The organism is Corallococcus sp. AB011P (genome assembly GCF_003611605.1).
Lineage (GTDB): Bacteria > Myxococcota > Myxococcia > Myxococcales > Myxococcaceae > Corallococcus > Corallococcus coralloides.
Map to the genome: position 1 here is coordinate 809,636 of NZ_RAVX01000001.1, position 26,260 is coordinate 835,895.

27 protein-coding genes are annotated in these 26,260 nt (G+C 71.3%); 18 read left to right on the forward strand and 9 right to left on the reverse strand.

What is annotated here, in order from left to right; genetic code table 11:
• Window positions 1–6 precede the first annotated feature (6 nt).
• Window positions 7–327 (reverse strand): rhodanese-like domain-containing protein, encoded by a 321-nt coding sequence (locus tag D7X30_RS03455; RefSeq protein WP_120561365.1) that lies wholly within the window; start codon window positions 325–327, stop codon window positions 7–9.
• Window positions 328–358: 31 nt separating this feature from the next.
• Window positions 359–1,060 carry an MBL fold metallo-hydrolase gene (locus D7X30_RS03460; RefSeq protein WP_120561366.1) on the reverse strand — a complete coding sequence of 234 codons (702 nt, stop codon included), beginning with the start codon at window positions 1,058–1,060 and terminating at the stop codon, window positions 359–361.
• 99 nt (window positions 1,061–1,159) lie between these two features.
• On the opposite strand from D7X30_RS03460, the gene D7X30_RS03465 reads away from it, so the two are divergent.
• The 8 genes from D7X30_RS03465 (at window position 1,160) to D7X30_RS03500 (ending at window position 7,065) form a co-directional block, all read left to right on the forward strand.
• Window positions 1,160–1,585: a YeeE/YedE family protein gene (locus D7X30_RS03465; protein ID WP_120561367.1), complete on the forward strand. Its 426-nt coding sequence runs from the start codon at window positions 1,160–1,162 to the stop codon at window positions 1,583–1,585.
• A 12-nt stretch (window positions 1,586–1,597) separates the two neighbouring features.
• The gene (locus tag D7X30_RS03470; RefSeq protein WP_120561368.1) at window positions 1,598–2,059 is read left to right on the forward strand and encodes a DUF6691 family protein; all 462 of its coding nucleotides are present in this window, start codon (window positions 1,598–1,600) and stop codon (window positions 2,057–2,059) included.
• Between the two features lie 44 nt (window positions 2,060–2,103).
• The gene (locus tag D7X30_RS03475) at window positions 2,104–2,625 is read left to right on the forward strand and encodes an RNA polymerase sigma factor (RefSeq protein ID WP_120561369.1); all 522 of its coding nucleotides are present in this window, start codon (window positions 2,104–2,106) and stop codon (window positions 2,623–2,625) included.
• On the forward strand, window positions 2,612–3,370 hold the full coding sequence (locus D7X30_RS03480) for an anti-sigma factor (RefSeq protein WP_120561370.1): 759 nt from the start codon (window positions 2,612–2,614) through the stop codon (window positions 3,368–3,370). Before D7X30_RS03475 ends, D7X30_RS03480 begins: the two co-directional genes overlap by 14 nt.
• A gap of 158 nt (window positions 3,371–3,528) precedes the next feature.
• Window positions 3,529–3,870: a rhodanese-like domain-containing protein gene (locus D7X30_RS03485; RefSeq protein WP_120561371.1), complete on the forward strand. Its 342-nt coding sequence runs from the start codon at window positions 3,529–3,531 to the stop codon at window positions 3,868–3,870.
• 86 nt (window positions 3,871–3,956) lie between these two features.
• On the forward strand, window positions 3,957–5,576 hold the full coding sequence (locus tag D7X30_RS03490; protein ID WP_233591354.1) for a bifunctional UDP-sugar hydrolase/5'-nucleotidase: 1,620 nt from the start codon (window positions 3,957–3,959) through the stop codon (window positions 5,574–5,576).
• Window positions 5,577–5,613: 37 nt separating this feature from the next.
• Window positions 5,614–6,075: a DsrE family protein gene (locus D7X30_RS03495; protein WP_120561373.1), complete on the forward strand. Its 462-nt coding sequence runs from the start codon at window positions 5,614–5,616 to the stop codon at window positions 6,073–6,075.
• A 180-nt stretch (window positions 6,076–6,255) separates the two neighbouring features.
• Window positions 6,256–7,065, forward strand: a complete 810-nt coding sequence (locus D7X30_RS03500) for a sigma-70 family RNA polymerase sigma factor (RefSeq protein ID WP_120561374.1) — start codon at window positions 6,256–6,258, stop codon at window positions 7,063–7,065.
• On the opposite strand, the gene D7X30_RS03505 is transcribed toward D7X30_RS03500, so the two are convergent.
• Window positions 7,052–8,128, reverse strand: a complete 1,077-nt coding sequence (locus tag D7X30_RS03505) for a folate-binding protein YgfZ (protein ID WP_120561375.1) — start codon at window positions 8,126–8,128, stop codon at window positions 7,052–7,054. The two genes, D7X30_RS03500 and D7X30_RS03505, sit on opposite strands and share 14 nt — an antisense overlap.
• A 38-nt stretch (window positions 8,129–8,166) precedes the next feature.
• On the opposite strand from D7X30_RS03505, the gene D7X30_RS03510 reads away from it, so the two are divergent.
• Genes D7X30_RS03510 through D7X30_RS03520 form a run of 3 tightly spaced genes read left to right on the forward strand, consistent with a single transcriptional unit; the run spans window position 8,167 to window position 10,301 of the window.
• Window positions 8,167–8,493: a cupin domain-containing protein gene (locus D7X30_RS03510; RefSeq protein ID WP_014399741.1), complete on the forward strand. Its 327-nt coding sequence runs from the start codon at window positions 8,167–8,169 to the stop codon at window positions 8,491–8,493.
• Window positions 8,490–9,899 (forward strand): vitamin K epoxide reductase family protein, encoded by a 1,410-nt coding sequence (locus tag D7X30_RS03515; protein ID WP_120561376.1) that lies wholly within the window; start codon window positions 8,490–8,492, stop codon window positions 9,897–9,899. Before D7X30_RS03510 ends, D7X30_RS03515 begins: the two co-directional genes overlap by 4 nt.
• A gap of 24 nt (window positions 9,900–9,923) precedes the next feature.
• Entirely contained in the window at window positions 9,924–10,301 is a 378-nt protein-coding gene (locus tag D7X30_RS03520; protein WP_120561377.1) for a translation initiation factor, read from the forward strand.
• 75 nt (window positions 10,302–10,376) lie between these two features.
• Here D7X30_RS03520 and D7X30_RS03525 read toward each other — a convergent pair whose 3' ends face one another.
• Window positions 10,377–11,384: an isocitrate/isopropylmalate dehydrogenase family protein gene (locus D7X30_RS03525; RefSeq protein WP_120561378.1), complete on the reverse strand. Its 1,008-nt coding sequence runs from the start codon at window positions 11,382–11,384 to the stop codon at window positions 10,377–10,379.
• A gap of 399 nt (window positions 11,385–11,783) precedes the next feature.
• On the opposite strand from D7X30_RS03525, the gene D7X30_RS03530 reads away from it, so the two are divergent.
• Window positions 11,784–13,967, forward strand: a complete 2,184-nt coding sequence (locus tag D7X30_RS03530; RefSeq protein ID WP_120561379.1) for a hypothetical protein — start codon at window positions 11,784–11,786, stop codon at window positions 13,965–13,967.
• Window positions 13,968–14,054: 87 nt separating this feature from the next.
• Window positions 14,055–15,971, forward strand: a complete 1,917-nt coding sequence (locus D7X30_RS03535) for a HEAT repeat domain-containing protein (protein ID WP_120561380.1) — start codon at window positions 14,055–14,057, stop codon at window positions 15,969–15,971.
• A 2-nt stretch (window positions 15,972–15,973) separates the two neighbouring features.
• On the opposite strand, the gene D7X30_RS03540 is transcribed toward D7X30_RS03535, so the two are convergent.
• Window positions 15,974–16,759, reverse strand: coding sequence for a DUF2270 domain-containing protein (locus tag D7X30_RS03540; RefSeq protein WP_120561381.1), 786 nt, complete (start codon window positions 16,757–16,759; stop codon window positions 15,974–15,976).
• A gap of 174 nt (window positions 16,760–16,933) precedes the next feature.
• On the opposite strand from D7X30_RS03540, the gene D7X30_RS03545 reads away from it, so the two are divergent.
• Both D7X30_RS03545 and D7X30_RS03550 read left to right on the forward strand, forming a co-directional pair.
• Window positions 16,934–18,967 (forward strand): hybrid sensor histidine kinase/response regulator, encoded by a 2,034-nt coding sequence (locus D7X30_RS03545; protein WP_120561738.1) that lies wholly within the window; start codon window positions 16,934–16,936, stop codon window positions 18,965–18,967.
• Between the two features lie 34 nt (window positions 18,968–19,001).
• Window positions 19,002–20,258 (forward strand): tetratricopeptide repeat protein, encoded by a 1,257-nt coding sequence (locus D7X30_RS03550; RefSeq protein WP_120561382.1) that lies wholly within the window; start codon window positions 19,002–19,004, stop codon window positions 20,256–20,258.
• Window position 20,259: 1 nt separating this feature from the next.
• On the opposite strand, the gene D7X30_RS03555 is transcribed toward D7X30_RS03550, so the two are convergent.
• Window positions 20,260–20,769, reverse strand: a complete 510-nt coding sequence (locus D7X30_RS03555) for an O-acetyl-ADP-ribose deacetylase (RefSeq protein WP_120561383.1) — start codon at window positions 20,767–20,769, stop codon at window positions 20,260–20,262.
• The gene (locus D7X30_RS03560; RefSeq protein ID WP_120561384.1) at window positions 20,766–21,383 is read right to left on the reverse strand and encodes a DUF4230 domain-containing protein; all 618 of its coding nucleotides are present in this window, start codon (window positions 21,381–21,383) and stop codon (window positions 20,766–20,768) included. The genes D7X30_RS03555 and D7X30_RS03560 overlap by 4 nt, the downstream gene beginning before the upstream one ends.
• Window positions 21,384–21,478: 95 nt before the next feature.
• Here D7X30_RS03560 and D7X30_RS03565 point away from each other — a divergent pair, with 95 nt between their 5' ends.
• A complete protein-coding gene (locus tag D7X30_RS03565; RefSeq protein ID WP_120561385.1) occupies window positions 21,479–22,081 on the forward strand; it encodes a 2OG-Fe(II) oxygenase in 603 nt (200 codons plus the stop codon).
• Between the two features lie 26 nt (window positions 22,082–22,107).
• On the opposite strand, the gene D7X30_RS03570 is transcribed toward D7X30_RS03565, so the two are convergent.
• Window positions 22,108–22,650, reverse strand: a complete 543-nt coding sequence (locus D7X30_RS03570) for a hypothetical protein (protein ID WP_121710471.1) — start codon at window positions 22,648–22,650, stop codon at window positions 22,108–22,110.
• 253 nt (window positions 22,651–22,903) lie between these two features.
• Here D7X30_RS03570 and D7X30_RS03575 point away from each other — a divergent pair, with 253 nt between their 5' ends.
• Window positions 22,904–23,608: a hypothetical protein gene (locus tag D7X30_RS03575; protein WP_120561387.1), complete on the forward strand. Its 705-nt coding sequence runs from the start codon at window positions 22,904–22,906 to the stop codon at window positions 23,606–23,608.
• Between the two features lie 75 nt (window positions 23,609–23,683).
• On the opposite strand, the gene D7X30_RS03580 is transcribed toward D7X30_RS03575, so the two are convergent.
• Window positions 23,684–25,198 carry a hypothetical protein gene (locus D7X30_RS03580; RefSeq protein WP_120561388.1) on the reverse strand — a complete coding sequence of 505 codons (1,515 nt, stop codon included), beginning with the start codon at window positions 25,196–25,198 and terminating at the stop codon, window positions 23,684–23,686.
• A gap of 172 nt (window positions 25,199–25,370) precedes the next feature.
• On the opposite strand from D7X30_RS03580, the gene D7X30_RS03585 reads away from it, so the two are divergent.
• Entirely contained in the window at window positions 25,371–26,117 is a 747-nt protein-coding gene (locus D7X30_RS03585; protein WP_120561389.1) for a hypothetical protein, read from the forward strand.
• The last annotated feature ends 143 nt before the right edge of the window (window positions 26,118–26,260 follow it).

The window sequence follows — 26,260 nt, forward strand, 5'->3', positions numbered from 1 at the left end:
TTTCCGCTAGCCCTGGGGCGCGCGGGGCTCGCGCACGGCGAGCATCCCGCCCGCCAGGTTGTAGAGGTGTTTGAAGCCACGCTGGGCGAGCGCCTGCGCGGCCTTCGAGGAGCGCCCACCCGAGCGGCAGATGAGCAGCAGCGGTTGTTCCCGCGGCCACGACGCGGACGCCGCCTCCAGCGTGCCCAGCGGGACGAGCTCCGCTCCGGGAAGGTGGCTCAAGGGGCCCGTGAACTCGTCCGGCTCACGCACGTCGATGCGCCGCACCTCGGGGCCGAGCGTGTCGAGCTGCGAGGGCGTGAGGTCCTGATAGGGGTGGGGTGTCATGGCTTGCTCCTGTTGGGAAGGGCAGGGGACTTCAGGCCCCCTGCGGTGAAGGCGCCGTGCGCCCACAGGCGCGGTTGGCTGGGACGGCGACGTCGATCTTCTTGGGCTTGGGCAGGTGGAGGTTGTTCATCACCTCGATGAACTCCTCCCGGCTCCTGCCCGCGACGCGCGGGTTGTGCCGCTTCTCCTCGCCGATGCTCGTCGCCATGTGACCGTGGTAGTCGTGCGCGGGGTAGACGAGCGTTTCATCCGGCAGGCGGAAGAGGACGCGGGTGAGGCTGTCGTAGAGCTGGCTCGCGTTCCCGTTCTGGAAGTCGGTGCGGCCGTTGCCTCGCACGAGCAGCGCGTCCCCGGTGAAGACGCGGTCGCCCAGCAGGTAGCTGACGCTGTCGTCCGTATGGCCCGGGGTGGCGAGCACCTGGAAGACGAGCTGCCCGACGCGCACCTCGTCTCCGTGGCCCACCTGGACGTTGGCGCAGGCGGCTCCTCCCTTGCCCCCCACCACCGTGGCCTGCGTGCGCTCGCGCAGCACTCCGGACGCGGTGACGTGGTCCGCGTGCACGTGGGTATCGAAGACGTGGGTGAGGGTGAGGCCCAGCTCGCCCACCAGTTTCAGATCCCGGTCGACCTGCTCGATGACAGGGTCGATGAGGACGGCCTGCCGCGTGGACTCGTCGCCGAGGAGATAGGTGTAGGTCGAGGACTCTGAGTCGAAAAGCTGGCGGAAAATCATGTCGAAGCCTCCTGTCCTTGAGAGCCAGCGGTCAGGCAAAAGGATTCAGGGCCTTCCCCTGGCGGAATCCTCCACCTTCGAATCTGGCTCTCACGGGACATGATCTCCTCCCTCCTCCCTCCCCTCCTGGGTGGGGCGCTCATCGGCCTGAGTGCCTCCTTGCTCCTATTGGCCAATGGCCGGGTCGCCGGCATCAGCGGCGTGGTGGGCTCGCTGCTGGCCCCCGTGCGCGGGGATGTCGCCTGGCGCGTGCTCTTCCTCGCCGGGCTGCTCTCCGGGGGCCTGCTGCTGGCGTGGCTGCGCCCTGGCTCCTTCCCGGCCCCCACGTCCTTGAGCGCGGGCGGCGCCTGGCTGCTGGTGGGGGCCGGACTGCTGGTGGGGTTCGGCTCGCGGCTGGGCAATGGCTGCACCAGCGGGCACGGCGTCTGCGGCATCAGCCGCGGTTCGGCCCGCTCCATCGCGGCCACGCTCACCTTCATGGCCACCGGTGTCCTCACCGTCTTCCTGGTCCGCCACGTCCTCTAGGGAAAGCCCTCCATGCGTTCAAACATCAGTGCGTTTCTCAGCGGCCTCCTCTTCGCCATCGGCCTGGGCATCAGCGGCATGACGGACCCGGCCAACGTCCTCGGCTTCCTCGACATCGCGGGGCATTGGGATTACCGGCTCGCGTTCGTGATGGGCGGCGCCATCGCCGTGCACGCGGCGCTGCGGCCCCTCATCCTCGGACGTGAGCGGCCCCTGTTCGCCGCGAAGTTCCCCTCGTTCTCCGCCAGCAGGGTGGACCGCGGGCTCCTCGTGGGCGCGGGCCTCTTCGGAGTGGGCTGGGGGCTCGGCGGCTACTGCCCCGGCCCCGCGCTCACCTCGCTCGCCACCGGCGCGACGCAGTTGCTCGTCTTCGTGCCCGCCATGTTCGCCGGCATGGCCCTCGCCCAGGTGCTGCAGGCGCGACGGAGCGCGAGCGCGGGGACTCCGGTCCCGGGCGCATCGCCCACTCCGTAGCCCCTCGGGAACTTTTCGCGGCCGCCACCGTGTCCTGAGGAAACGTGAGCAGCCGGTCCTTCATTGAACGTGCCCTGGAGCACCTGCCAGCCCTTCGACGGGTGGGCCGCCGACTGACGGGCAGCACCGCCGAGGCGGATGACCTGGTGCAGGAGACGGTGGCGCGCGCGCTGGAGCGGCACGACGAGCTGCGCGACCCGGAGCGGCTCAAGGGATGGCTGCTCGCCGTCCAGCGCGCTGTCTTCCTCAACTCCCGGCGGGGCCTGCGCCCCCGGCTGGAGGTGCTGGAGGGTGGTCTGGGGAAGGAGGCCGCTCCCGAGCCTTCCGCGGACCTGGAGGCGGAACTGCACGCCCACACGCTCAGCTCGGGCATGAAGGCGGCGCTGGAGTCGCTGGCCCCCGAGTGGCGGGATGCGCTGTGGCTGCGCGAAGTCGAAGAGCTGAGTTACGAGGAGATCGCCCAGGTCCAGGGCTGTCCGGTGGGCACCGTGCGCTCGCGCCTCGCGCGGGCCCGGGGGGCGATGCTCGACCTCCTGGAGAAGGAGAAGTCACATGGAAGCCTGTAGCCCGGCGTGGCAGGAACGTCTCTCCGCGTGGTTCGATGGGGAGGGCCCGGCGCACGAGCGGCAGGCCGTGGAGCAGCACCTGGCCCGATGCGTGGGCTGTGCCCGGGAGGCGGCCCGCTATGCCTCGCTGCGCGAGGCGCTGAAGGCCCAGGCCGCCACGGAGACGCACGTGCCGCCCGAGCTGAGGGCGCGTGTCTCCCGCCTGGCTCCGCGCTCCCGCCCCGCCTTCCGGCGACGGTGGACGGTGGGCCTGGCCGCGGCGGTCGCGTCCGTGGGCATCCTCTGGACGTCGTGGCCCGGTGGCATGAACGACGCGCTGGCGATGGACCTCGAGCGGCACCACCTCAAGGCCTTCTCGCGCGCCACTCCCTGCGAGTTCGAGTCCTCGGATCCGGCCGCGGTGAAGGCCTGGGTGGCCCGGGAGGTGGGCTATGCGGTCGACGTACCGGTGGTGCCCGGCGCGACGCTGCTGGGGGCCCGCCGCTGCCGGCTGCATGGACAGCTCTCCGCCTCGCTGCTGTACCGGCACGAGGGGGGCACGGCGATGACGCTCTTCCTGCCGCCGCCGGGCTCCCCCGCGGCGCGGGAGGCGGTGAGCTTCGCCGGAGAGCAGACGCGCTGCACGCAGGGCCCCATCGGTGAGCGCATCTGCGTGGCGCCGCGCGGGGGCGGGCAGGCCGCGCTCGCCGTCTCCGAGCTGGAGCAGCCGGTGCTCGTCGACGCCCTGGCCCGTCTGGCGCCTTGAGGTCGCGAGGCCGGGAACTTTCGAGCTTCCCGGCCGTGTCCTCGGGGCATGAGTCCCGGCCTCTCCGGCAGCTTCCTCGCGGGCATTCTGACGTTCCACCCCGCTGTACCCCGTTCCCCAGGGCCCAGCGGGCCTCTGGGCCCGGTTGGAGCCGCTCCATGAAGTCCGTTCTCGTCGTCGCTGCCCTGTTCGCCGGTCCGTTCCTCGTCTCCTGTGCGCACCAGCGCTCCGCCGGGGCCGAGGCCCACCAGCGGGTGGAGGCGGGCGCCACGCTGGTGGATGTCCGCACGCCGGAGGAGTTCGCCGCCGGGCACCTTCCCGGGGCGGTGAACATCCCCGTGGATGAGCTGCCCCAGCGGCTCGCCGAGCTCGGCTCGCCGGAGAAGCCCCTCGTCCTCTACTGCCGCAGTGGCGCGCGCAGCAGCCGCGCCGAGCTCCTCCTGAAGGAGCGTGGATTCCAGGACGTCTTCAACCTGGGCCCCATGTCGGCCTGGGAGTGATGGGATGGGAGCGGTCGGGGCGCCGCGGGAACTTCGCGCGGCACACCTCGTGTCCCCTCCGCAGTCCCTCTTCCTCAAGGTGCTTCATGATGATGCTGTCTCTCCTCTCCCTGCTCGGCGCGCTGTTCTCGCTGGGCGGCCTGGGCTCCGGCTGTACCCTGACGCGGCCGGGATCCATCACCCTGTCGGCCGACAGCGTTTCGTCCCAGCGCAAGCAGCTCACCGTCCTCTACGTGGCGGATCTGCACGCGCAGCTGCGCGCCCACCCCGAGCTGTTCTGGCACGAAGGGAAGGAGCGCATCGAAGAGGCCGGCGGCTTCGCCCGCGTGGCCGCCGCCATCCAGCGGATCCGCGCCGAGCGCGGCGGTGACGTGCTGGTGCTCGATGCCGGTGACACGATTCAGGGCTCGGGCGCGGCGGCGCTCACCGAGGGCGGCGCCCTCATCGAGCCGCTCAACGCGCTCGGGCTGGACGCCGCGGTGCCTGGCAACTGGGAGGTGGTGTACGGCCCCCAGGTGCTGCGCCAGCGCGCCCGCGAGCTGAAGCATCCACTCGTCGCCGCCAACCTGCGCGACGCGGCGAGCGGCGAGCGCCTCTTCCCGCCGTACTTCGTGAAGGAGGTGGGCGGGGTGAAGGTGGCCGTCGTCGGCTTCACGGATCCGGATGTCCCGCGCCGCCAGCCTCCCGGCTACAGCCAGGGCCTGCGCTACGACGGCCCGGAGGAACTGCCGGCGCTCGTGCGCGAGGTGCGCGAGCGCGAAGGGGCCCAGGTGGTGCTGTTGATGACGCACGTGGGGCTCGCCAAGGCGGTGGGGCTCGCTGGCAAGGTGCCCGGGGTGGATGTCCACCTGTCGGGGGACACGCACGAGCGCACCTATGCGCCGATTGCGCAGGCCGGGAGCTGGGTGGTGGAGCCCGGCGCCTTCGGCTCCTTCCTCGGGCGGCTGGACGTGTGGGTGGAAGAGGGCCGGGTGGTGGACCGCCGCTGGGAGCTCATCGAGCTGACCGCCTCGCGCTTCCCGGAGGACCCGAAGGTGGCCCGGCTGGTGGACGCCGCCCTCGCTCCGCACGAGGCGAAGCTGTCAGCGCCGGTGGGCCACACCGACGTCACGCTCGCGCGCTACGCGGTGGTGGAGAACCCGCTCGACAACGTGTTGGCCGACGCCATCCGCGCCGCCGGAGGGACGGAGATTGGCCTCTCCAACGGCTTCCGCTTCGGCACGCCGCTGCTTCCCGGGCCGGTGCGCGAGGCGGACCTGTGGAACCTCTTCCCCATCGTCAACAAGCTGAAGACAGGCAAGGTGAGTGGCCGCCAGCTTCGCGCCTTCTGGGAGCAGGAGCTGGAGAACGTCTTCGCGAAGGATCCGGAGAAGCGCTTTGGCGGATGGCTGCCGCGTCCCTCGGGGATGACGCTGCGCTTCCGGGCCGATGCACCCAAGGGCAATCGCCTGCTGGCAATCGAAGTCAGCGGCAGGCCGGTGGAGGACGACCGCCTCTACACCGTGACGGCCTGCGAGCGTGAGGGCGATGCCCCCGACATGGTGTGCCGGATTCCCGGCGTCCAGGAGCCGCACGTCCTGGACATCGATGCGCACGAGGCGGTGCGCCGTTTCCTCGCCGGCAAGCCGCGTCTGAACGACGCGCTGCAAGGGCGCGCCGTGGGCGAGGACCTCCCGCCCGTGCTGCGCACCCAGCAGGTGCAGTGAGCCTCTTTTCAACCAGCCCCGAAGCGGAGTCCCTCGAATGAATCGCAACCTGCTGCTCGTCCTCGCCGCGCTCGTCATCGTCCCTCTCGCCGCCATCGCCACGGCGCCGTCCCAGGCCACCGGGAAGAAGCTGCCCGCGCACCAGGGCAAGCTCGTCTTCGTGTCCACCACGGGCCTGGAGGACCTCGGCACGCTCTCCAGCTCCTTCCGGCACGCGAAGACGGCCAGGGAGTCCGGCTACCTGTCGGACGTGGTGTGGCTGAGCTACGGCCGTGCGGTGGTGGCGTTGGATCCGACGGTCAAGGCCGTTCCGGAGGAGGTTCGCAAGGAGGCCCAGGCCGCGAAGGCCGCGGGCGTCCGGCTGGTGGCCTGCGGCCACGCGCTCGCGAAGTTCGACATCGACCCGAAGAAGCTCCAGCCGGAGGCGGAGGTGGTGGACAACGGCGTGGCGGAGCTCTCGCGCCTGGTGGCCGAGGGCTATCAGGTCATCCGCTACTAGGGACCATCATCCATCACATGCGGAGTTCCTCGCACCCATGGACCCGCTCGGCGTGTCCCTTCAGCACCGGCGCCTGGTTCCCGCTATGCATCCTCATGAGGATGGCCAGGACGGCCTCCTGACGACCGAGCGGTCTCCGTCTCGGCCGTGATGGTGACATGTGGAGGAGGCGACCGGGTGATGGCGACGCGAACCGATGATCCGCTGATGGAGGCCGCGCGCGCTGGCGACAGCAAGGCGTTGGAGGCGGTCCTCGCCCGCCACGAGAAACAGGTGTACCGCTTCGGCCTGCGCATGTGCGGCTCGGAGGAGGACGCCAAGGAGGTGCTCCAGGAGACGCTGCTCGCGGCCTTCCGGGGCATCCACGCGTTCCGGGGCGACGCGGAGCTGTCCACGTGGCTGTATCAGCTGGCCCGCACGCACTGCCACCGCCTGCGCCGCAGGCGCGTGGGAGCGCCCGAGGAGTTCCAGCCCCTGGACTCTCCCGCGGCCACCCACGTCGCCGCGGAGGAAGCCACCCCGGATAAGGTCTCCCTGGCGCGGCAGATGGGAGAGGTGTTGCAGGCGGCCATCCTCGCGCTGCCGGAGGCCCACCGGGAGGTGCTCATCCTCCGGGACGTGGAGGACCTCTCCGCGGAGGAGGCGGCGAAGGTGGTGGGTATCGAGGTGCGGGCGCTCAAGAGCCGGCTGCACCGCGCGCGGCTCCAGGTGCGCGAACACCTCTCCACGCTGATGGGGGAGGGCGCCCAGGGGCAGGCCCCGGCGTGCCCGGAGCTGGCGCAGGAACTCTCCGAGTTCGTCGCACAGGAGGTGGACCAGGCCACCTGCGTGCGTCTCGAGGACCATCTGTCGCGCTGCCCTCGCTGTACCGACACGTGCGACTCGCTCAAGCGCACGGTGTCCCTGTGCCGGCGCATTCCAGGAGATGAGGTGCCCGCGCCCGTGCGCGCGGCGGTGCGACAGGCGCTGTCCCAGGCTACGAGGCCGTGAAGGGCAGCGCGGCCACCGTGACGGTGCCCGCGCCTTCGCCCAGCGTCAGCTCCGTGCCCGGCTCCAGCGAGTCGCGGTGCACGTAGCCCAGCGCCACCCGCTGGCCCTTCACCGGGGACGTCACCACGCTCGTGACCCAGCCCACCTTCTTCTCCCCGCGGCGCAGCTCCGTGCCGGGCGCCACGTCCTTCTCCCCCAGCAGCAGCCCCGCCAGCTTGCGGTTCATCTGCCCGCGGAAGGTGGCCCGGGCGATGACCTCCTGCCCGATGTAGCACCCCTTGTTGTAGGAGATGGCGTGGGTGAGGTTCGCCTCCAGGGGGATGGTCGTGTCCACCATGTCCTGCCCGTAGCGCGGCACCCCCGCCTCCACCCGCACCAGCTCCAGCGCGTCGAACCCCAGCGGCTTCAGCCCGTGCGCCCCGCCCGCCTGGACCAGCGCCGCCCACACCGCCTCCAGGCCCGCGCGCGGCACCAGCACGTCCACGCCGGACAGCCCACCCGGCAGCGCCGTCCCCAGCAACCACACCTCCTGCCCGGCGAGGGTGGCCTTCCGGCTGGACAGGGGCGCTGGAAGCTCCAGGGGACCGCCCGGGACGGCGGCCAGCACCTGGGCCGTCCGGGGGCCGAGCAGCTTGAGCCAGCCCTGGTCCGGGGTGCCGTCGTGCAGCTCCGCGTCCTCGGAGATGAGGTATTTGTCCAGGAACTCCCGCACCTTGGCGCCCAGGCCGGGCTCCAGGTCCAGCAGGAGGTCGTCCTCCCGCTTGAGGATGCGCGCATCTCCCACCATGGCGCCCTTCACCGTGAGGAAGGCGGCATAGGCGGCCGAGCCCACCGGGAGGTTCTTCACCTCCTGGGTGACCATGCCGTGGAGGAAGGAGGCGCGATCCTCCCCCGTTATCCGGAGGATTTCGCGGTAGGACGCATCGTGCAGTGCCACTGCGTCACGGGCCGCGCCATACTCCGCGCCCACGTCTCCATACCCGGCCACGACCTCGCGGCCGCCCACCGAAATGAAGCGGGCACCTACCTGCTCGTGAACAAAATGCAGCGTCAGCGGTTCCATGCCCGTCGCTATATAGAGGCGCAGGAGCGGATGCCACGATGGATGTGAAGCAGCTTTCGGCCTTCCAGGGCTTCTCTTTAGAGAAGCTCCAGAAGCACACCGTCTTCCAGTCGGGTCGCTTCTTCCTCGACGTCTACTGCCTGGCCCCGGGCCAGGCGCAGAAGCCCCACCGGCATGCCACGTCCGACAAGGTGTACCTCGTGCTGGAGGGGAGCTGCCGCTTCCGCATCGGCGACGAGGAAGCGGCGCATGGCCCCGGTTCCACCCTTTTCGCCCCCGCGGGCACCGAACACGGCGTCGTCAATGACGGCCCGGACAATGCCCGCCTCCTCGTCCTGATGACCCCGCCTCCGGAGCACGCATGAGCAAGAAGGCCCCGACCCCGGCCGCACCCGTTCCCACCCGTGGCGCACTCGCGCTGCTGGTGCTGGGCCTCCTCACCAGTGCGCTCGCCGTCTATCAATGGATGGAGCTGCTCACGCTGCGCGCCGGTGGCGCCACCAGCTGCGGCATCAACGAGCACGTCAACTGCGAGACCGTCTGGAACTCGGACTTCGCAAGCGCCGTGCACGACACCCTGGGCATCCCCATCGCGGGCCTGGGGCTCGTGTGGGGCCTCTCCGCCGTGGGCCTCGCCGCGCTGTACCTCGCGTGGGCGAAGGCGGGCCGCTCGGTGCGTCCGGCGGCCAGTGGCCTGCGCCTGCTGGCGCTCGCGGGTGTTGTCTCCGTCGCCGTCTTCGCCAGCGTCAGCGCGAGCGTGGGCGTGGTGTGCCCCACGTGTCTGGGCACCTACGTGCTGGTGCTCGCGTTCGCGGGCGTGGCGTGGCGCGGCCTGCCCGGACCCCTGCTGCCCCAGGCGGGCGAGTGGGGCGGCACGCTCCAGTGGACCGTGGGCATCTCCGCCGTCGCCTTCGTGGCCATGCTGATGCCCGGCCGGGCCACGCCGCACGCGCCGAAGGCCGGCGCCTTCCTGCCGCCGGTGGCCTCCACGCAGGCGCAGAACACGTCCGGCTCCAACTCGGGCATGCCGCCGCCCCCGCCCGCGCCGCCGACCACGCTGCCTGAGTTCATCGCCAGCCTGCCGCAGGACCAGAAGCAGTTCCTGTCGGACTCGCTGGCCATGTACCGGTCGGGCACGCCGAAGCTCGCGGCCTATCCGCCGCGCGCCCTCTACGGCCCGGCGGACGCGCCCGTGAAGGTGCTGGAGTGGACGGACAGCAAGTGCCCCCACTGCAAGTCGTTGGTGGAGGAGCTGGCCCTCATCAAGCAGCACGCCCCCAAGGGCATGCTGTCCGTGGAGGCGCGGCAGTTCCCGCTGGATGGCCAGTGCAACCCGGCCATCCCCAACCGCGGTCCTGACGCGCTCAGCGTGCGCTGCGCCGCGGCCCGGGCCACGGTGTGCCTGGAGGGCGCGAAGGACTTCTGGACGCTGCGCGAGAAGCTCTTCGCCGCGCAGGCCTTCCTGGACACCGACAAGGTGATGGAGATCGCCAGCTCCGGCTCCGTGGCGCGCCCGCAGCTGGAGGGGTGCATGACGTCGCCGGAGACCATCGGGAAGCTGCGCCAGGATGTCGAGTACGCCATGCGCTTCAACATCCAGGGCACGCCGCTGGTGCTGGTGAACGGCCGCGAGGTGCCGCCGTCCGCGCCGCTCATCTACGCGCTGGTGCTGGCGAGCGGCAACCCCGACGCCCCCGCCTTCAGCGCCCTGCCGCCTCCGCGCGCGCGGGGCACCGGCGCCCCCGGCCACGAGGGCCACGCCCACCCGTAACGGGACAGCAACACAAAGGACGCCATGGGCAAGCGCGACAAGAAGGACGAGGCCCCGCCGCCGGGGCCCTTCAACAACCCCTTCGCCGCCCTGTCCGCGCAGCGGGACGCGCTGCCCTCGGGGCCTCCTCCGCCCCCTCCCCGGGAGAAGCCGGAGCCGAAGGGGCCCGCGCGCGCCGTGGTGCGCATGGAGCGCAAGGGCCGGGGCGGCAAGGAGGTGACGGTGGTGGAGCAGCTGGGGCTGCCCGCCGCCCAGCTGGACACCTGGCTCAAGGCGCTCAAGAACGGCCTGGGCTGCGGTGGCGTGGTGGAGGAGGACGCGCTGGTGTTGCAGGGCGACCAGCGCGAACGGCTCCCCGCGCTCCTGGAAGCGCGGGGCGTCCGCAAGGTCACCGTCGGCTGAAAAGCACGAAGGGGGCGGAGGAAATCCTCCCGCCCCCTTTGGCTTTTGAAGCGGTGATGCGCCGCGCGTCGAGGACTACAGCGCGGCGATGATGGCGTCGGTGAACTCGCGCGTGGTGGCGCTGCCGCCCAGGTCGCCGGTGCGCACCTTCGACTCGCTGCCATAGACCTTCTGGATGGCGTTGGCCATGCGCTGGGACGCCTCACGCAGGTCCAGCCACTCCAGCATCATCACCGCGGACATCATCAGCGCGGTGGGGTTCGCGATGCCCTTGCCCGCGATGTCCGGGGCGGTGCCGTGCACGGCCTCGAAGACGGCGGTGCGCTCGCCGATGTTGGCGCCCGGCACCATGCCCAGGCCGCCCACCAGGCCCGCGCACAGGTCGCTGACGATGTCGCCGTACAGGTTCTCCAGCACCATCACGTCGAAGCGGGTCGGGTCCTTCACCAGCTGCATGCAGAGGTTGTCGACGATGACCTCGTCGTAGGCGACCTCCGGGAACTCGCGGCTGACCTTGCGGCAGCAGTCCAGGAAGAGGCCGTCCGACAGCTTCATGATGTTCGCCTTGTGGATGGCGGACACCTTCTTGCGGCCGTTCTTCTTGGCGTACTCGAAGGCGAAGCGGGCGATGCGCGTGGACGCCTTCTCCGTGATGACCTTGATGGCCTCCACGACGCCCGGCACCACGATGTGCTCCAGGCCCGCGTAGAGGTCCTCGGTGTTCTCACGCACGACGACCAGGTCGACGTTCTCGTAGCGCGTCTTGACGTTGGGGACGCTCTTCACCGGGCGCAGGGACGAGTACAGGTCCAGCCGCTTGCGCAGGCCCACGTTCGCGGAGGGCAGGCCGCCGCCCACGACGGTGCCGGTGGGGCCCTTGAGCGCCACGCCGCTGCGGAGCACGGCCTCCACCGTCTCGTGGGGCAGGTTGGTGCCGAACTTGGCCACCACCTCCGTGCCCGCGTCCTTGAACTCGAACTCCAGGGGGACCTTGAGGGCTTCCAGGACGCGGATGGTGGCCGCCGAAACCTCGGGACCAATGCCGTCGCCGTTGATGACCGTCACAGTGCGCGTGTTCGCCATGGGCCCGGTTCACACCACAAATCCGGGAGGGCCGGAAGGGCGAAAGCAGCCGGGATTCACCCCTGGGCATGGACCCCATCAGCCCGGGTGGTCCGTCCGGCCGCCCGGCGGGGGGCCGAGGGGGATCCGCCCGGCGCGTGACGACGGGGGCCGGCCCAGGCGGAGGGCGCGTCCAACGCATGTGTCGAACGTGTATCGCGCTCCAGGTCCCAGGCGTCTGTCGTTGCCTTCCGGGCAACGGCGGTTCTTGCCGTTTGTGGTCTGTGTGTCCTCACGGCGGTGGGCGCTCCCTCGATGTTCCCTCTGACGCGCGGGGGGAAGGGGCCCGGCACGCATCGTGCTCAAGGGCAGCGGCGTCCGGGCCCTGCCGGCCCGTGCGTTCCCCGAGATGAGGCTTTCATGAGTTCGCGCAGAACCCCCGTCCGGCTGCCGCGCCCCGTGCGCTGGGCCCTGCTGTCCACCGTGTCGCTGGCGGCGCCCCAGGCGCTGGCGGCCCCCTGCCTCCAGCCCACGCTGACCGAGTGCTCCAACGTGGACTACCGCGCGTCCGCGTGCGGCCAGGAGAACGACTCGTATTGCCAGGGCCTGATGGAGTCCGAGTGGAAGGCCCGCTACACGTCCGCGCCCAAGCGCACCGCGCTGCTGCCCGACACCCTGGGCGGCGGCGTGGAGTCGGTGGCCGTGCAGCCCAACGCCGTCCTCGACACGCTCTTCTCCGGTTCGGATGAGTCCATCGTGGGCCAGGTGCAGCGCGGCCAGGTGCTGGCGCGCAAGGGCTACAAGAACCTCACCAAGGTGGAGCAGGCGTACGACAAGCAGCGCCAGGCGTGGGACGCCAACGGCGTGCTGGAGCGTTCGTGCCAGGAGTACGTGCACGAGAAGCACTACGACTTCAGCCGCTTCGAGCAGAACGCGGGCCGCTTCGGCGACGACTTCCGCGCGCTGTTCACCGCGGCCTACGGCGCCGGGGGCATCGCGGAGCGCACGCTGTTCAGCAAGGACGGGGTGAAGCAGGCGCCCCTCTGGGACGGCAAGACGCGCGTGGAGAAGAACGCGTACTTCCGCTTCGTGCCGGGGCCGTACCCCAAGGGCACCAAGGGCTACGTCTTCACCTCCGAGGCGGCGCTGAAGGCGAACAACGCCGAGGCCCGCCAGGCGGTGCTGCCCTCGGACGCGTGGCACCAGGCCCTGAGCAAGTCGCTGAGCAAGGTCGCCGACGACGTGCTCAACGATTCGCAGCAGCGCCAGGAGGCCTTCGCGGCCCTGCTGGAGCGGCGCAACGCCGCCTATGCCAGCTGGCAGCGCGAGTCGGAGATGCTGCGCAGCCGCGACTTCAGCACGGTGGAGCTGGATGAGAAGACCGCCGAGCAACTGTACGGCCTGGACAAGGCCCTGGAGGCGTCGCTGGAGAAGGCGGACGCCGAGGGCTGCCTCGTTACCGACAAGACCACGGCGTGTGATTGGAGCCCCCGCCGCTACAAGGCGATGGTGGACGCGGTCATGGTGCCCCGCCGCGAGGCGGACCTGCGCCAGTGCCTCACCGTCACCGGCAATGACTTCGGCGTGGAGAGCTTCATCCGCAACGCGGACCGGCTGAAGATCAAGGGCCTGGACCAGAAGGACTACACGCTCAACCCGACGCTGGTGAGCGCGTACTCCCGGATCCTGGCGGAGTACCTGGCGCAGCAGGCGGCGAATCAGCAGCCGCCCACGAACCCGGTCACCATGACCAAGCGCCAGGGGCAGGACTTCTCCGCGGGAGGCTACGCGGGCGACAACAACTTCGGCGGTGGCTATTCGCTGCGCGCCGGCTGGGAAATCAGCACGCCCGGCTCCGCGTTCAACGGCAACTGGTGCGACACCAACGCCAGCATCTTCAGCGAGCTGGGGCTCTACGCGAACGTGTTCAGCCCGACGCGCACGGAGGTCGCCTACCTGACGGGCCGCGCGTCCACGCAGCCCTCCGCCATCCGGGCGGAGCTGAGCGCGCGCGTGCTGGGCAACCCCGTCTTCACGTTCGACCAGTCCTACCCGGCGCGCTTCACCTTCGTGGAGCGCAAGCCCTTCGTGGACAAGGACGCGGCCAAGGCGAGCGCCACCTTCATGGTGTGGTTCATCCCCGTGACGGTGAGCGGCGGTCTGTCCGTGGAGGTGGGCATCGTCGCCTCGCTGGGCGGCGCCATGGGCCGTGACTGCACGCGCAACCTCATCACGCTGGACCTGCTGGGCAACATCGGGCCCTACGCGTCCGCCAACGGCTTCGTGTCGCTGGCCATCGGCATCCCGGGCCTCCAGATTGGTGTCCGCGGCACGCTGACCATCGTGCGCTTCGAGCTGCCGCTCCAGGGCCGCATCGGCGTGGCGCTGAGCTCGCCCACGCACCCGACCAACCCCAACACGCTGTTCCTGGGGCTGGGCACCAGCCTGAACTTCACGCTGCGCTCGCTGGACGGCCGGCTCTCCCTGTTCGCGGAGCTGGGCTTCCTGAAGGCGGAGTTCCCCATCGTGTCGTGGCCGGGCTTCGGCACCAGCGCGCAGCTCTTCAACGACCAGCATTACCTGCCGCTCGCGCAGCTCTACTAGCCGCGCTCGCATGACCCCGGGGCCGCCTTCAACGGCCCCGGGGAGTGGTTCCCTACCTTCTTCGACTTTTCCTTGCGGGAGTGTTTCATGCGTCGCTCGACCCTCGTTCGTGGCGTGGCCGGCCTGGGTGCCCTGGTGTGCCTGGGAGCGTTGCCCTTCTGGCTGTCCGAGTCGTCTCCGTCCGCCGCGACGGTGGAGGCCTCCGAGTCCGTCCACCGGCTGCCGCTGTTCCGCTGGCGCGTGGGCGAGGCGCACACCTTCCACCTCGTCTGGGATGACCTGACGCGCGTGGCGCTGCCCATGCCGGCGCAGGACACGAAGGCCCAGGAGCTGGAGGGCGTGCTGCACCTGGATGGCGAGCTGATGCTCCAGGCGCTGGAGACGCGCGCGACGGGCACCCGGCTGCGCCTGACGCTGCGCCGGCTGGCGCGGCACGAAGCCACCCTCTCCGGACAGGCGCTGCTGCCCGACGCGGCGGCGCTTCAGGCCCACCTGCCGGACACCGCCAGCGCGTGGCTGGAGTTGGATGCGCGCGGCGCGCTCCAGGCGGTGCGCTTCTCCGAGGCGGAGCCCCCGCTGTTCCGCCAGTTCGCGCAGACGCTGGCGGCGGAGCTGTTCCCCTCCGAGCTGCGCGACGCGGCAGCCTGGACCACCACGGAGTCCACGCAGACGGGCGACGTGGAGTCGGCGTTCGCCTTCGAGCCCGGAGACACCTCGCGGCTGACGCGCCGCAGGACGCGCTACCAGAGCCTGCGCGCGGCGGGCGCGGCGACGGTGGCGAAGCAGGAGCTGGGCTCGCTCACGACCTTCGACCGGGACGCGGAAGGGCGCCTCGTCGCCATCACCCAGGACGAGGTGCTGGACGCGCTGGGCACGGACGGGCGCGTGCTCCTGTCCAAGCGGCTGCGCCTGAGGCTGACCTACCAGTCGCGGGAGATGCAGCCCCTGCCTCCGTCGGGCGAGCAGAAGCTGGTGATTCGCACGCCGTCGCAGATTGCCTTCGAGATGGATCCGGAGACGGCGGCGCTGCGCGGCCAGGCGGACGGGATGACGGTGGACGAACTGCTGGAGACGCTGGAGGACGCCAGCGGTCCGGAGGCCATCGCGGGGCTGGACGTGTTCGCGCGGCGGGCCATCGCAGCGCTGACGCTGGAGCCGAAGCGCTGCCAGGAACTGGCGCGGCTGTTCCTGAAGCCGGGCACGAAGCCCGGCATGCGCGAATTGATGCTGGACCTGCTGGTGGGCGCGGGCCACCCGCAGGCGCAGGCCACGCTGCGCACGCTGCTTTTGTCGACGGAGGCCCGGGAGCACGCGGGCGCGTACGTGATGATGGTGCAGCGCGCGGGGTTCCTGACGAAGCCGGAGCCGGAGACGGGTGTGATGATCAACGGCCTGCTGGAGCGCGCCCGGATGGAGCACGACGTCCCGGTGGAGCGGGCCACGTCATACGCGTTGGGGGTCTGGTCGTCGCACCTGAACCCGGACTCCGTGGAGGCGCGCGCCGCGGTGCGGACGCTGGAGACCGCCGTGGCCCAGGCCTCTGGGGACGAGGCCCGGTCGCACGCGCTGCGAGCGATGGGCGGCACGCGGGCGGAGCGGCTGATGGACGTGGTGCCGCCGCACCTGCGCGCGGAGTCCCCGGACGTGCGGGCCGCGGCGGCGGACGCGCTGCGCGCCGCCCCGCAGGAGCTGGCCACGCGGCTGCTCCTGGACGCGCTGGGGACGGAGAAGGACCGGGGCGTGCAGCGGGCACTGCTGGACGCGCTGAACACGCGGCCGCTGGATGCCAGCGCGCTGGAGCAGCTGCGGGCCTGGGTGGTGGCCGGGGGGCTGGCGCCAGGCGAGGAGCCCGCGCTGCTGGCGGTCGCGGCCCAGCACCTGGAAGGGGGCACGCCCGTGTTCCAGATGCTCCAGGCGATCGCGGTGCGGCCGGACCTCCAGGCCCCCACGCGCGCGCGGGTGATGGCGCTGATGGCGCAGGTGGGCGCGCAGCTCGGCGGCTAACGTCAGCGGTCGAACGGGGCCGGCGGGCGCGGCGTGCTGGCGCGCACGCCCGGGGGACGCGGGCGCTTGCGGCGCTGGATGGCGTAGGGCCGGTAGAAGGCCTCCCACAGCGCCGCCCTGCGTCCGCGCGGCCGGGTGCGCAGTTCGCCCAGCGGCGCCCGGATGAAGAAGGACGCGCTGAAGAGGTACGCCGCCGCCACGGTGAGGAACAGCAGCGCGGCCATCACCACCGGGCCTGGAATCCAGGCCACGTGCGCCCGGTCCACGAAGTCCCCGAAGTCACGCGGCGGACGCGGGTGGCTGTAGACCTTGAAGAACCAGGTCACCAACAGGACGATGAGGATGGGCCCGTACGCGCGGTTGAGCCGCGTCGCGATGGCGGACACCAGCGACAGCTGGATCTGCGGCCGGGACATCTCCACCGCCAGCTCCCGCAGCGCGTCTGGATCCACCGGCTCGCGCCGCAGCATTGGCGCCCACCAGCCGTCCTCCAGCAGGCGCACGCGGCGGTTCCACAGGTCGTAGTAGCGGTAGCGCCGCGCCTCGATGAGCAGGAAGGACACCACCATCCAGATGCCCACCAGGAACGTGACGTGCGAACTCTCCGGCGACGCGAAGCCGAAGGAGATGACCGCCGCCGTCGTGGTGAGCGCCCAGTTCGTCGTCGTGTCCAGCCGCGTACGCCACGTGTCCGAGCGGCTGAGCTCGCCACGAAAGAGCTGCGCCATGGCCTGCTGAGAGACCTCTGGCTGCTCCAGGTCGTTCTTCCTGCGCTCCTTGATGCTCATCCGTACCTGGGAAGGTGGGGACGACCGCTCGCCATGGCCAGGGCGGACGGACAGGCGGGCGCTCGGGGCCCGTGATGGCTTCCTTCATGTGAAACGCCTGACATTGCCGCACCGCGAGGAGAGGGGGGGCGGGTGGCTGGACGCCTGGGGCGTGCGCATCGTGCGCCCTTGAGCGTGCCTTCTTCCCATGACGCCATCACCGCGCTGTCAGGCCTGCTCTCGGACGAGGGCGAGCGCATCACGCGCCTGTGGTCCAAGCGCCTGCGCGCGGAGACGTACGAGGTGGAGGTCCCCGGCCGGGACCTGCGCGCGCCGCTGCGCCATCTGCTGGATGAGCTTGCCCGGCTGCTCGAGGACCGGGGCGAGGACGCCGTGCGGCTGTGGCCGGAGGTGGTGCGTTCGCACGGGGCCTTCCGGTACGACCAGAACTTCGAGCCCGAAGACCTGACCCGCGAGTTCAAGTCGCTCCAGGAGGTGCTGCTCTACGTCTATTCACGCCGCAACGGAGGCGTCATCCACGCGGACGTGGCGGAGCTGGTGTCGGAGCTGGTGTGGGAGGCGGACGCGTCCGCGCAGGCCTCCTACGCGCGCGTGCTCAAGACGGAGGAGGTGCGCTTCCGCGAGGCGGCGGTGATGGAGTCGGTGCTCAACCACGTGGAGGTGGGCATCCTGCTGGCGGAGACGGACGGCATGGTGTCCTTCGCCTCGCCGCCGGTGAGCCGCCTGATGGGGGTGCCCATGCGCGCGGTGGTGGGCGCGCGCGCCACCGGCTCGCTGGGGCCCGTGCTCACCCAGGTCAACGCGCGGCACACCACGGGCGAGCCCTTCAAGGTGCAGGACATGCCCTTCCTGCGCGCGCTGCGCGAGAAGGCGCCGGTGCGCGGCGTGATGATGCAGGTGGAGCGCCCTGGCGGCGGGGACGCCACGCTGGAGATGAGCGCCACGCCGGTGTGGGAGGAGGACCAGGTCCTCGCGGGGGTCATCCAGACCTTCAGCGACCGCACCGAGGCCGCGGTGAAGACCAAGGCCCTGGAGAACGCGCACGACGAGGTGCGCCGGCTCCAGGGACAACTGCTGCGGCGCACCCGGCAGCAGGCGCTGGGGCAGCTGGCGAGCGGCGCCGCGCACGCGCTCAACAACTTCCTCAACGTGCTGCGGCTGCGCATCACGCTGCTGCAACGCGAATACAAGCCCGAGCACGTCGACGCGCTGGACAAGACGGTGCGCAACATTGGCGAGCTGGTGGCGCGGCTGCAGGAGTTCAGCGTTCAGCGCACCGAGGAGCGCCTGGGCGACGTGCCGGTGGACCAGACGGTGCGCGAGGCGTTGGAGCTGGCCCGGGGAGAGTTGGAGCAGCGCCAGCACCCGGTGCACACGGAGCTGGACCTGGGCTTCCCGTGGGGCGTGAAGGCGGACGCGGGCTTCTTCCGCGAGCTCATCGTCAACCTGATGTTGTCCGCGCGGGACCGGATGGAGGGCGGCGGCACGCTGGTGATCCGCTCCCGCCCCGCCCGGGAGGACTGGCTGGACTTGCGCATCGAGGATGGGGGGCGGCCCTACGCGCAGGATGAACTGGCGGGCCTGTTCGACCCGCTGCGCCGGGACCCGGGGGCGCCGCAGTTCTCGCTGTTCCTGGCGGTGGCGCGCACGCAGGTGCAGCGCTGGGGCGGAGAGCTGACGGTGGAGAACCGGCGCGACGGCTCGGGCGCCAGCTTCATCGTGCGGCTGCCGCGCTTCCGCGAAGCGCCGACAGGTGCTCCCGAGCCCACCGCGCAGCCGCCAGCGCCGCCGGCGGGACGCATGCCGCGCATGCCCGGGCGCGCGCGCCGCGTGTTGGTGGTGGACGATGATTTGGACAACGCGCGGATGATGGCGGAGGTGCTGGGCGAGGAGGGCTACGAAGTGCAGGTGGCGCACAGCCCGGACGTGGCCCTGCGCATCTGGGAGAAGCACCCCTACGACGCCGCGCTGCTGGACGCGGTGATGCCGGAGATGACGGGCTGGGAGCTGGCGCGAGAGCTGCGGCAGCGTACGCCCCAGGCGCTGCTGGCCATCGTCACCGGCATGGACGTGCGGGGCCAGAACCGCGCGAGCCTGGCGCAGGTGGATGCCGTGTTCCGCAAGCCCATCGACGTGGGCGCCCTGGACGACTTCCTCTCCCAGCACCGAGGCGAGGAGGAACCCGCCGAGCACGATGCAACGCATTGACGGGCCTGAGCTCCGGAGGGAGTAGAGTCCGCGCGTGATTTCCCCGGCGGAACTGGAGCGCCTGCGCCGCAAGGTGGAGGCGGGTGAAGTGCTCAGCGGCGCGGAGCTGGAGGCGCTGCGTGACGAGGCCGCGCGCACGCCCGGACCCACGCTGCGCCTCACCGTGGCGCATGCGCTGGTCAACGCGGACGCGGAGCGCGAAGCCCTGCCGTTGATGCAGGCCCTGCGGCGTGACTTTCCCAAGGACCTCCAGGTTCGCCTGGGCCTCGCGCGAGCGCTGCTGGGATTGGAGCGGCACCGGGAGGCGGAAGCGGAGCTGCGGGAAGCGCTGGTCCTGAGCCCCGGCGACCCGGAGGCCCTCAAGGTGCTGGCCGTGCTCGCGCTGCGGCAGGGGGAGGGAGCACGCGCCCGCGCCTACGTGGCGGAGGCCGTGGAGCGAGACCCCTTCGACGCGGAGGCGAAGCTGCTGCGCGCGGAGCTGGAGGCCGCGGACCTTCCTCCGCCTCCCGCGCCCGAGGAGCAGGTGCTGCGTCCGGAGTTCACCGCCGCGCTCACCGCTGCCCTGGGCCGCGCGGGCGTGGCCTTCCGGCGTCAAGGCCGCGACCTGCTGGTGAAGCTGGCCTCGGGTGGCGTGGGCCGCGTGGACGTGGGCTCGCTGTATGCCGCGTATCAGGAGTCACCGGGCGCGCAGGGGCTCACCGCGCACGTGGAGGCGCTGGCGTCGAGGCTGGGCGGATTGTCCTCGGGAGTGGGGCCCACGGGTGTGTCGTTGGATGCGCTGCGTCCGGTGCTGCGGCCCTCGGGCTTCGTGGCGGGGACCCAGGGCGCGCTGTTCCGTCCGGGGCCCGAGGGGCTGGAGGTCTTCTACGTGCTGGAGGACGCGGAGTTCGTGCGCTACCTGCCGGCCTCCGCGTTGAGGGATGCAGGGCTCACGCTCGAAACGGTGGACGCGGCGGCGTGGCACAACCTGGAGCTGCGGCCCGCGGACGTGCGGCCCGTCGTCATCGACCAGGGCGAGGTGCGGCTGGCGGAGGCGTTCTCCGGCGTCTGGGCGGTGACGGGCGGCGACGGGCATGACGGCGCACGGCTGCTCACGAAGGCGCAGCGCCGCAGGGTGGAGGCCGCCACGGGCGGAGGCCCGCTGCGCGTGAGCCTGGGCCGGCGCGAAGTGGCGCTCCTGTGCCGGGACTCGGACGGTGAATCGGTGCGGAGGCTCGCGGCGTTGGGGCATGCGCCGGACGGCGTGCCCGGGTCGTTCGTCCTGGATGGGGACTCACTGCGAAGCGCGTGACCTACGCGCCCAACGCCCGCTGATACACCTTCAAGTCCTGTTCGCTGAAGAGGACCACGGTGACGCGCTCCAGCTCCGGCCGCCGCGCCAGGGCCGCGCGGATCTCCCGCAGGGCGATGGGGGCGGCCCGTTCAATGGGGAAGCCGTAGGCACCCGTGGAGATGGCGGGGAACGCCACCGTGCGCAGCCCGTGCTGCTCCATCAGCGCGAACGTGCTCCGGTAGCACGAGGCAAGCAGCTCGTCCTCGCCGCGGTCCCCGCCCCACCACGAGGGGCCCACCGCGTGGATGACGTGGGCCGCGGGCAACCGGTAGCCCCGCGTGATGCGCGCCTCTCCCGTGGGACAGCGGCCCACCGTGCGGCACTCCGCGACCAGCTCCGGACCCGCCGCGCGGTGGATGGCACCGTCCACGCCGCCGCCACCCGACAGGCCGGAGTTCGCCGCGTTCACGATCGCGTCCGCCGCGATGCGCGTGATGTCTCCTTGAATCAACTCCAACCGTTCCGTCATCCCGCGCTCCCCACCGGCAAGGTCTCCACGAACCGCACCTCTCGGAAGCCCAGCGTGAGCAAGAGCCCCCGCAGCGAGCGCTCCGCGGACTGACGAGCCTTCTCCTGGAGGCGCCGGTCCTGGCGCACCTCTCTCTCGAACGCCAGACGCGCCTTCTCCAACAGCTGCGCCGTCTGCGCGCTGTCCAGGTTGGAGTCGATGATCTCCGTCTCCCCGGGCCGCAGGGCCACCGTCACCTGCATCGGCGGCAGCAGCACGTCCACGCGCGTGCCCACGGCGCGCAGGTGGCTCGAGTCGAAGCGCTGGAAGTCGAACCCCAGGTGCGCGTCCGCGAACACGATGGCGCGGCCGTGCGGGTTCTGGAGCGTGTAGCTGGCCCAGAGCAGCACGTCCTTCCACAGCGCGTCCGTGGCCTGCGGCTCCGGCGTGAAGGTGACCTTCTTGTAGAGGGACACGTCCAGCGTCTCCAGCCGGGCCACCTCCCGCATCTGCTCCACCACCGCCGCCGTGTCCGGCAGCCGGGGAGACGTGGGGCGTAGCAGCACCCAGGCCCCCAGCGCGCCGAGCGCGACCGCGGCGAGGAGGGAGAGGGCTCGCGAGAGGTTCTTCGCCATGGGGGAAAGTCTACCCGCTTCCGGAACGGGGGCATCCTGGTGCAGCGTGTCGGACGCGGGCTTCCGGACAGGGACTCGCGAAGGAGTCACGCAGGATGGAGCTGACGGACGCGGAGGCGGAGGCCCTGGGTTCCCAGGGATACTTCGTGCGGGACGCCTTCCTTGGCGTCGCGCGGGCGCTGGCGGCAAGGGCCGCGGCGCTCGCGCGAGTAGAGGCTGGGACGCTGAAGCCCGCGGGCATCCGGCGCGGCGCGGACCATGCGCTCGATACGTCCGTGCGTGGCGACCACATCGAGTGGGTACTGCCCGGCGCCGCCCCCGAGCTCGAAGCCCTGTGGCACCGCTTCCAGGCACTGGGGGAGTCCGTGTCCTCGGGCGCGTACCTGGGGCTGGGGCGCTTCGACGTGCAGCTCGCCTGCTATCCCGGCGGCGGTGCGCGTTACGCCCGCCACCGCGACGCGTTCCCCGGCCAATCCAACCGCCGCATCACCGCCATCTGGTACGCGAACGCGGATTGGAAGCCGGAGCACGGCGGCGTGCTGCGCCTGTTCCCGGAGGACACCGGCGCCCCCGTGGAGGTGGCGCCGGTGCTGGACCGCCTGGTGGTGTTCCTGAGCGAGCGGCTGGAGCACGAGGTGATGCCCGCCCACGCCTCCCGCCTGGCCCTCACCGCATGGTTCTACGGCCGGGGCACTTGAGGAGGGCTGCGACACCTCCGCGCGTTCTAGCCCGCGTCGAACGCGCTGCCCGCGTCGAAGACGGGTCCCCCATCGTAGGACGGACCGGGGCCCGCGTCGTAGCCCGCGTCCCAGCCCGGGCCCGTGCCCTCCAGCGTGCCGATGATGTAGATGTCGCCCGTCCCCCCGCCCGGGCAGTTCTGTGGATTGCGCCTCATCTGGAGCTGCGCGTACGCCACCGAGCCCGAGTACACGTCCACGACCGCGCTGCCGGCGTACACCTCCAGCCCCGCCTTGTTGTAGGCCCTCACGTCCACGATTCGCCCGGGCCCGACAGGGATGTTGCTCAGGTAGCCCTCGATGTAGCCGTTCCCCACGTAGAGGGACTGGGGGTACGAGGTCGGAAGGTCCGGCGCGCTCACGGTCGCCGCGGCCGAAGTGACGCCGCACGCGTCACCCGCGAGCGAGATGCTCATCTTCACGGACTCCGTGCCCTCGAGGTTGTCGAAGTCCTCGGTGCCGGCGCCGCAGGCCGCGACCATCAGCGCGCAGCCCGTTCCCAGCACGAATCCCCATCCGGTTCGCTTCATGTCATCCCTCTCCCTGGTGGCGCGTCGTTCGCGCGACCTTGAGACACGCACCCCGTGCGGGTTGGGACATGCCCCGTGACGAAAGTGCTGGACGGCAACGGCGCGGGGCGAAAGAGGGGCCGCGCCTGCCTGCTCCACGGCCTGCCCGAACGCGGGCGGATTCCAGGGGCAACGGCGGCGTCCGTGGCCCCTGTCGCGTGACGGAGGCGTGTCTAGGTTCTTCCCCAGTCATCTCGTACGGGGGATTGAGAGCATGTTCCAGAACAGGACGAAGCGGCACTGGGTGATGGGACTGGCGTTGGGGGCGTCCATGGCGTTCCTCGCCGGCTGCGGCAGTTCGAAGGCCGCGCGTGTAGACGACGCGATGATGGCTCGCGTCCCGGAGGACCAGCTGGGCGAGGTGCGTGACGCGCAGCTGGCCCGCACCAAGGCCGCCGACAACGTGACGCGCGCCGAGGTGGCGGTGCGCGACGCCGAGCGCGCCGCGGAAGTGGCCCGCCGCAATGGCGACGCCGCCAAGAGCCGCATGGAGGCGGAGAAGGCCGCGGTGAAGGCCGCCGAGGCCACCGGTCAGCGGAGCCCCATCGCGCAGGCGCAGTCCAAGCTCCAGGGCGCCGAGGCGGGGCGCGTCGCCGCGGACGCCGAGGTGTCCTGGCACGACCGCAAGACGGACACCGCCAAGGCGGAGCAGGACCTGCGCGCCGCGGAGCTGAAGGTGGCGGACACGGAGCTCAACCTGGCCCAGTACAAGGCGCTGGAGCGCAGCGGCGACGTGCGCGCCAAGGACATGTCGGAAGCGAACTACATGGCCGCCGTCGCGGAGGCCAAGCGCGAGGTGGAGGACGCCCGGCGCCGCGTGGACGAGCAGAAGCGCGTGGAGCAGGACGCCCGCGCCGAGTGGCAGCGGCTGCGCTCGGAGGCCCCGCAGGGCTACGGCGGCAGCGGCGACGCGGACTGACGGTCCGGCGTGAAGCGATGAAGGGAAGGCCCCGGGCACTCGCGAGGGTGCCAGGGGCCTGTCCCCTGCGTGGGGCTACTCCACCTTCAGGGTGGCGGAGCCCTTCAGGTCGCGCTGGAGCGTGAGCCAGAGCGCCTTGCCCGCCTCATCCACGGACGCGAAGTAGTCCGTGTCCGCGGTGAGCGCCTGGCCATCCAGGGTGACCGCCTTCGGCGCGGTGGTGGCGGTGTAGCCATGCACCACCAGCATGGGGCGCGCGAGCGTGCGCCCCGCGGTGTCGAACGCCAGCGTCACGCGGTTGGAGGCGGCGTCCGCTTCCCACGTGGCGTAGACGGGGTTGTAGCCGGCGACGTCGTAGGTGACGGAGTCGGTCCGGCCCACGCCGCCCGGGCCGCGCGTGCGCACGGTGCCCTCGGAGGCGGTGAGCTTCACGCCCTGCCAGGCCTCCACCTCCGACACGAGCGACAGCACGGGGTTGGCCGTGTGCGTGCCCAGCACCATGAAGACGGAGTAGCTCTGGTAGGGGTGGCCGGAGAGCATCACGCCGTCATCGCCCAGGCGCGGGTACTGCGAGAGGCCCACCGCGCCGAAGTTGCTGCCCCACGCGAGCCGGTGGGAGTTGGTGACGGAGGGCAGCTCGTACTGGTTGAGCTGGTAGGGCCAGTTGTAGGCCACCGGCATGGGGCCGTTGGCGTGGCGCGTTTCCCACTCCGGATACAGCCAGTAGCCGCCCGCGGGCTTCTGCTCCCATGTCTGGGTCTGCACCGCGCCCATCTCCGCGTCCGGCGCGGCGGTCCACATGCGCGTGTAGGGGACGACGTTGGGTTCGCGGTAGTCCCAGCCGGTGTTCATCGTCACGGGGGAGGACAGCGTGACGAAGCGGTAGCGGTCGCCCCAGCCCAGGCCGGCGATGTCCGTGTTGGCGTTGCCGTCGAAAGCCAGGTCGCCGTAGGGCGAGCGCACGTCGGCTTCAATCTGGTTCGCGGGGAAGCCGGACGCGTCGTGGGTGATGGCATACAGCGGGTGGTCCCGGCCGGTGGCGAAGAGGTACTGCACGGTCACCTGCACCACGCGGCCATCCAGCGACAGCGGCCACTTCAATTCGTGCAGCGCATGGTGCGCGCCCTTGAAGACGAAGCGGCCGGTGCCGCGCACGTCCTGCGTCCAGGCGCCCCACGTCTGGCCTTCCTTCAGGTGGCTGGTCACCATGCCCCAGCCGGGCACCTGGGTGCTCTGGCCGTCGCAGGTGCGCTCGGCGCCCGCGACCTCGTAGGTGTAGCGGCGGATGTAGCCGCCGTTCCAGCCCGCGGGGTCCGCCGCGTCGTTGCGCACGAGCGACACGGAGCGCACGTGGCAGTCGCGGTCGCGCCAGACGTAGCGGTCCGTCTTGAAGCCGCTCAGGTCCCTGGCGCACTGCAACCGCAGCGGCGCGCACGTCCCGCTGGCCGGGTCGGCGGTGGTGCTCTCCACGCAGGGGTCGGTGACGGGGTTGGGATTCTCATCATCGCCGGGGCGCACGTCCTTGCCGCCACAGGCGGTGAGGCTCAGGGCCAGCAGGGCCATGGTGTGTCGAGCGGAGGGGAGGGGCATGGTCGTTCTCGAAGAAGTGGGAGCGCAGGCTTGCCACCCTCACGCACGGTGATGCAAGCCCCCACGCGGAGCGCCAGCGCATTGGGTTGTTCCTGAAGCGGGCGGGCAGCCGAGCGGTGGTAGGGACGGCGGGGAGGCCCCGGGGCATGAGGCGCGTGTCCACCGTACGGGCATGGCGAACGGACGGTGGCTCGTCTCGGTGGGACTCCTGGGCCTCTTCTCGGTACCGGCGGTGGCGGAGGAAGGGGTGCAGGGGCGGGTGCAGGAGTTCTTTCTGGGAGACGGAGCGCCTCCGCAGCAGCGGGGGCAGGTGGAGCTGGGCACGGGGCTGGAGTGGACGCGTCAGGACGATGAGACGCGCTTCGAGCTGCCGGTGCGCGGTGAGTACGGCCTGAGCGACCGCGTGCAGTTGGAAGCGAAGGTGGCGCTGACGACGCCGGAGGATCCGCGAGGGTTGGACACGGCGGAGGTGGGCATCGGGCTGGCGCTGATCAACGACAGCCGCCGAGGCTTCACGCTGAGCGTGGGAATGGACCTGGAAGCCACGCGCGACCTCACGGACGACCGCTTCCGCCCGGGCTTCGAACCGTACCTGCTGGCGTATCAGGACGTGGGACCGGTGGGCTTCAACCTCCAGTTGAAGGCGGAGGAACTGCCCGGGGTGCGCGGCCTGGGGAACGAACTCCACCCGGACTTCGCTGCCGGAGCGGTGCTCGCATTGGGGCCGCTGCGGCCCATGGTGGAGGCCGGCTGGAGGGACGAGGACGGTACCTCCACCTTGCTCCTGTCACCGGGGCTGCTGGCGCGCCCGCTGAAGTCCCTGGAGTTCGGAGTGGCGGTGCCCTGGAGGCTCCACGCGGGAGGAGCTCGCGACGTGGGCGTGATGGGGATGCTGACGTGGCAGGGCGGTGGGGCGTAGCGGGTGGCCCGGCTTACGCGGGGTCCAGGGAGCGTGCTTGTTCGCGGCTTTCGCGTCGCCTCGCCAGATGGTGTCCGTTTGCGCCGCCGCATGCTGCTCGAACTTCGCGACGAGCTTCTGAAGGTCTTCCGTCACCATGGGCT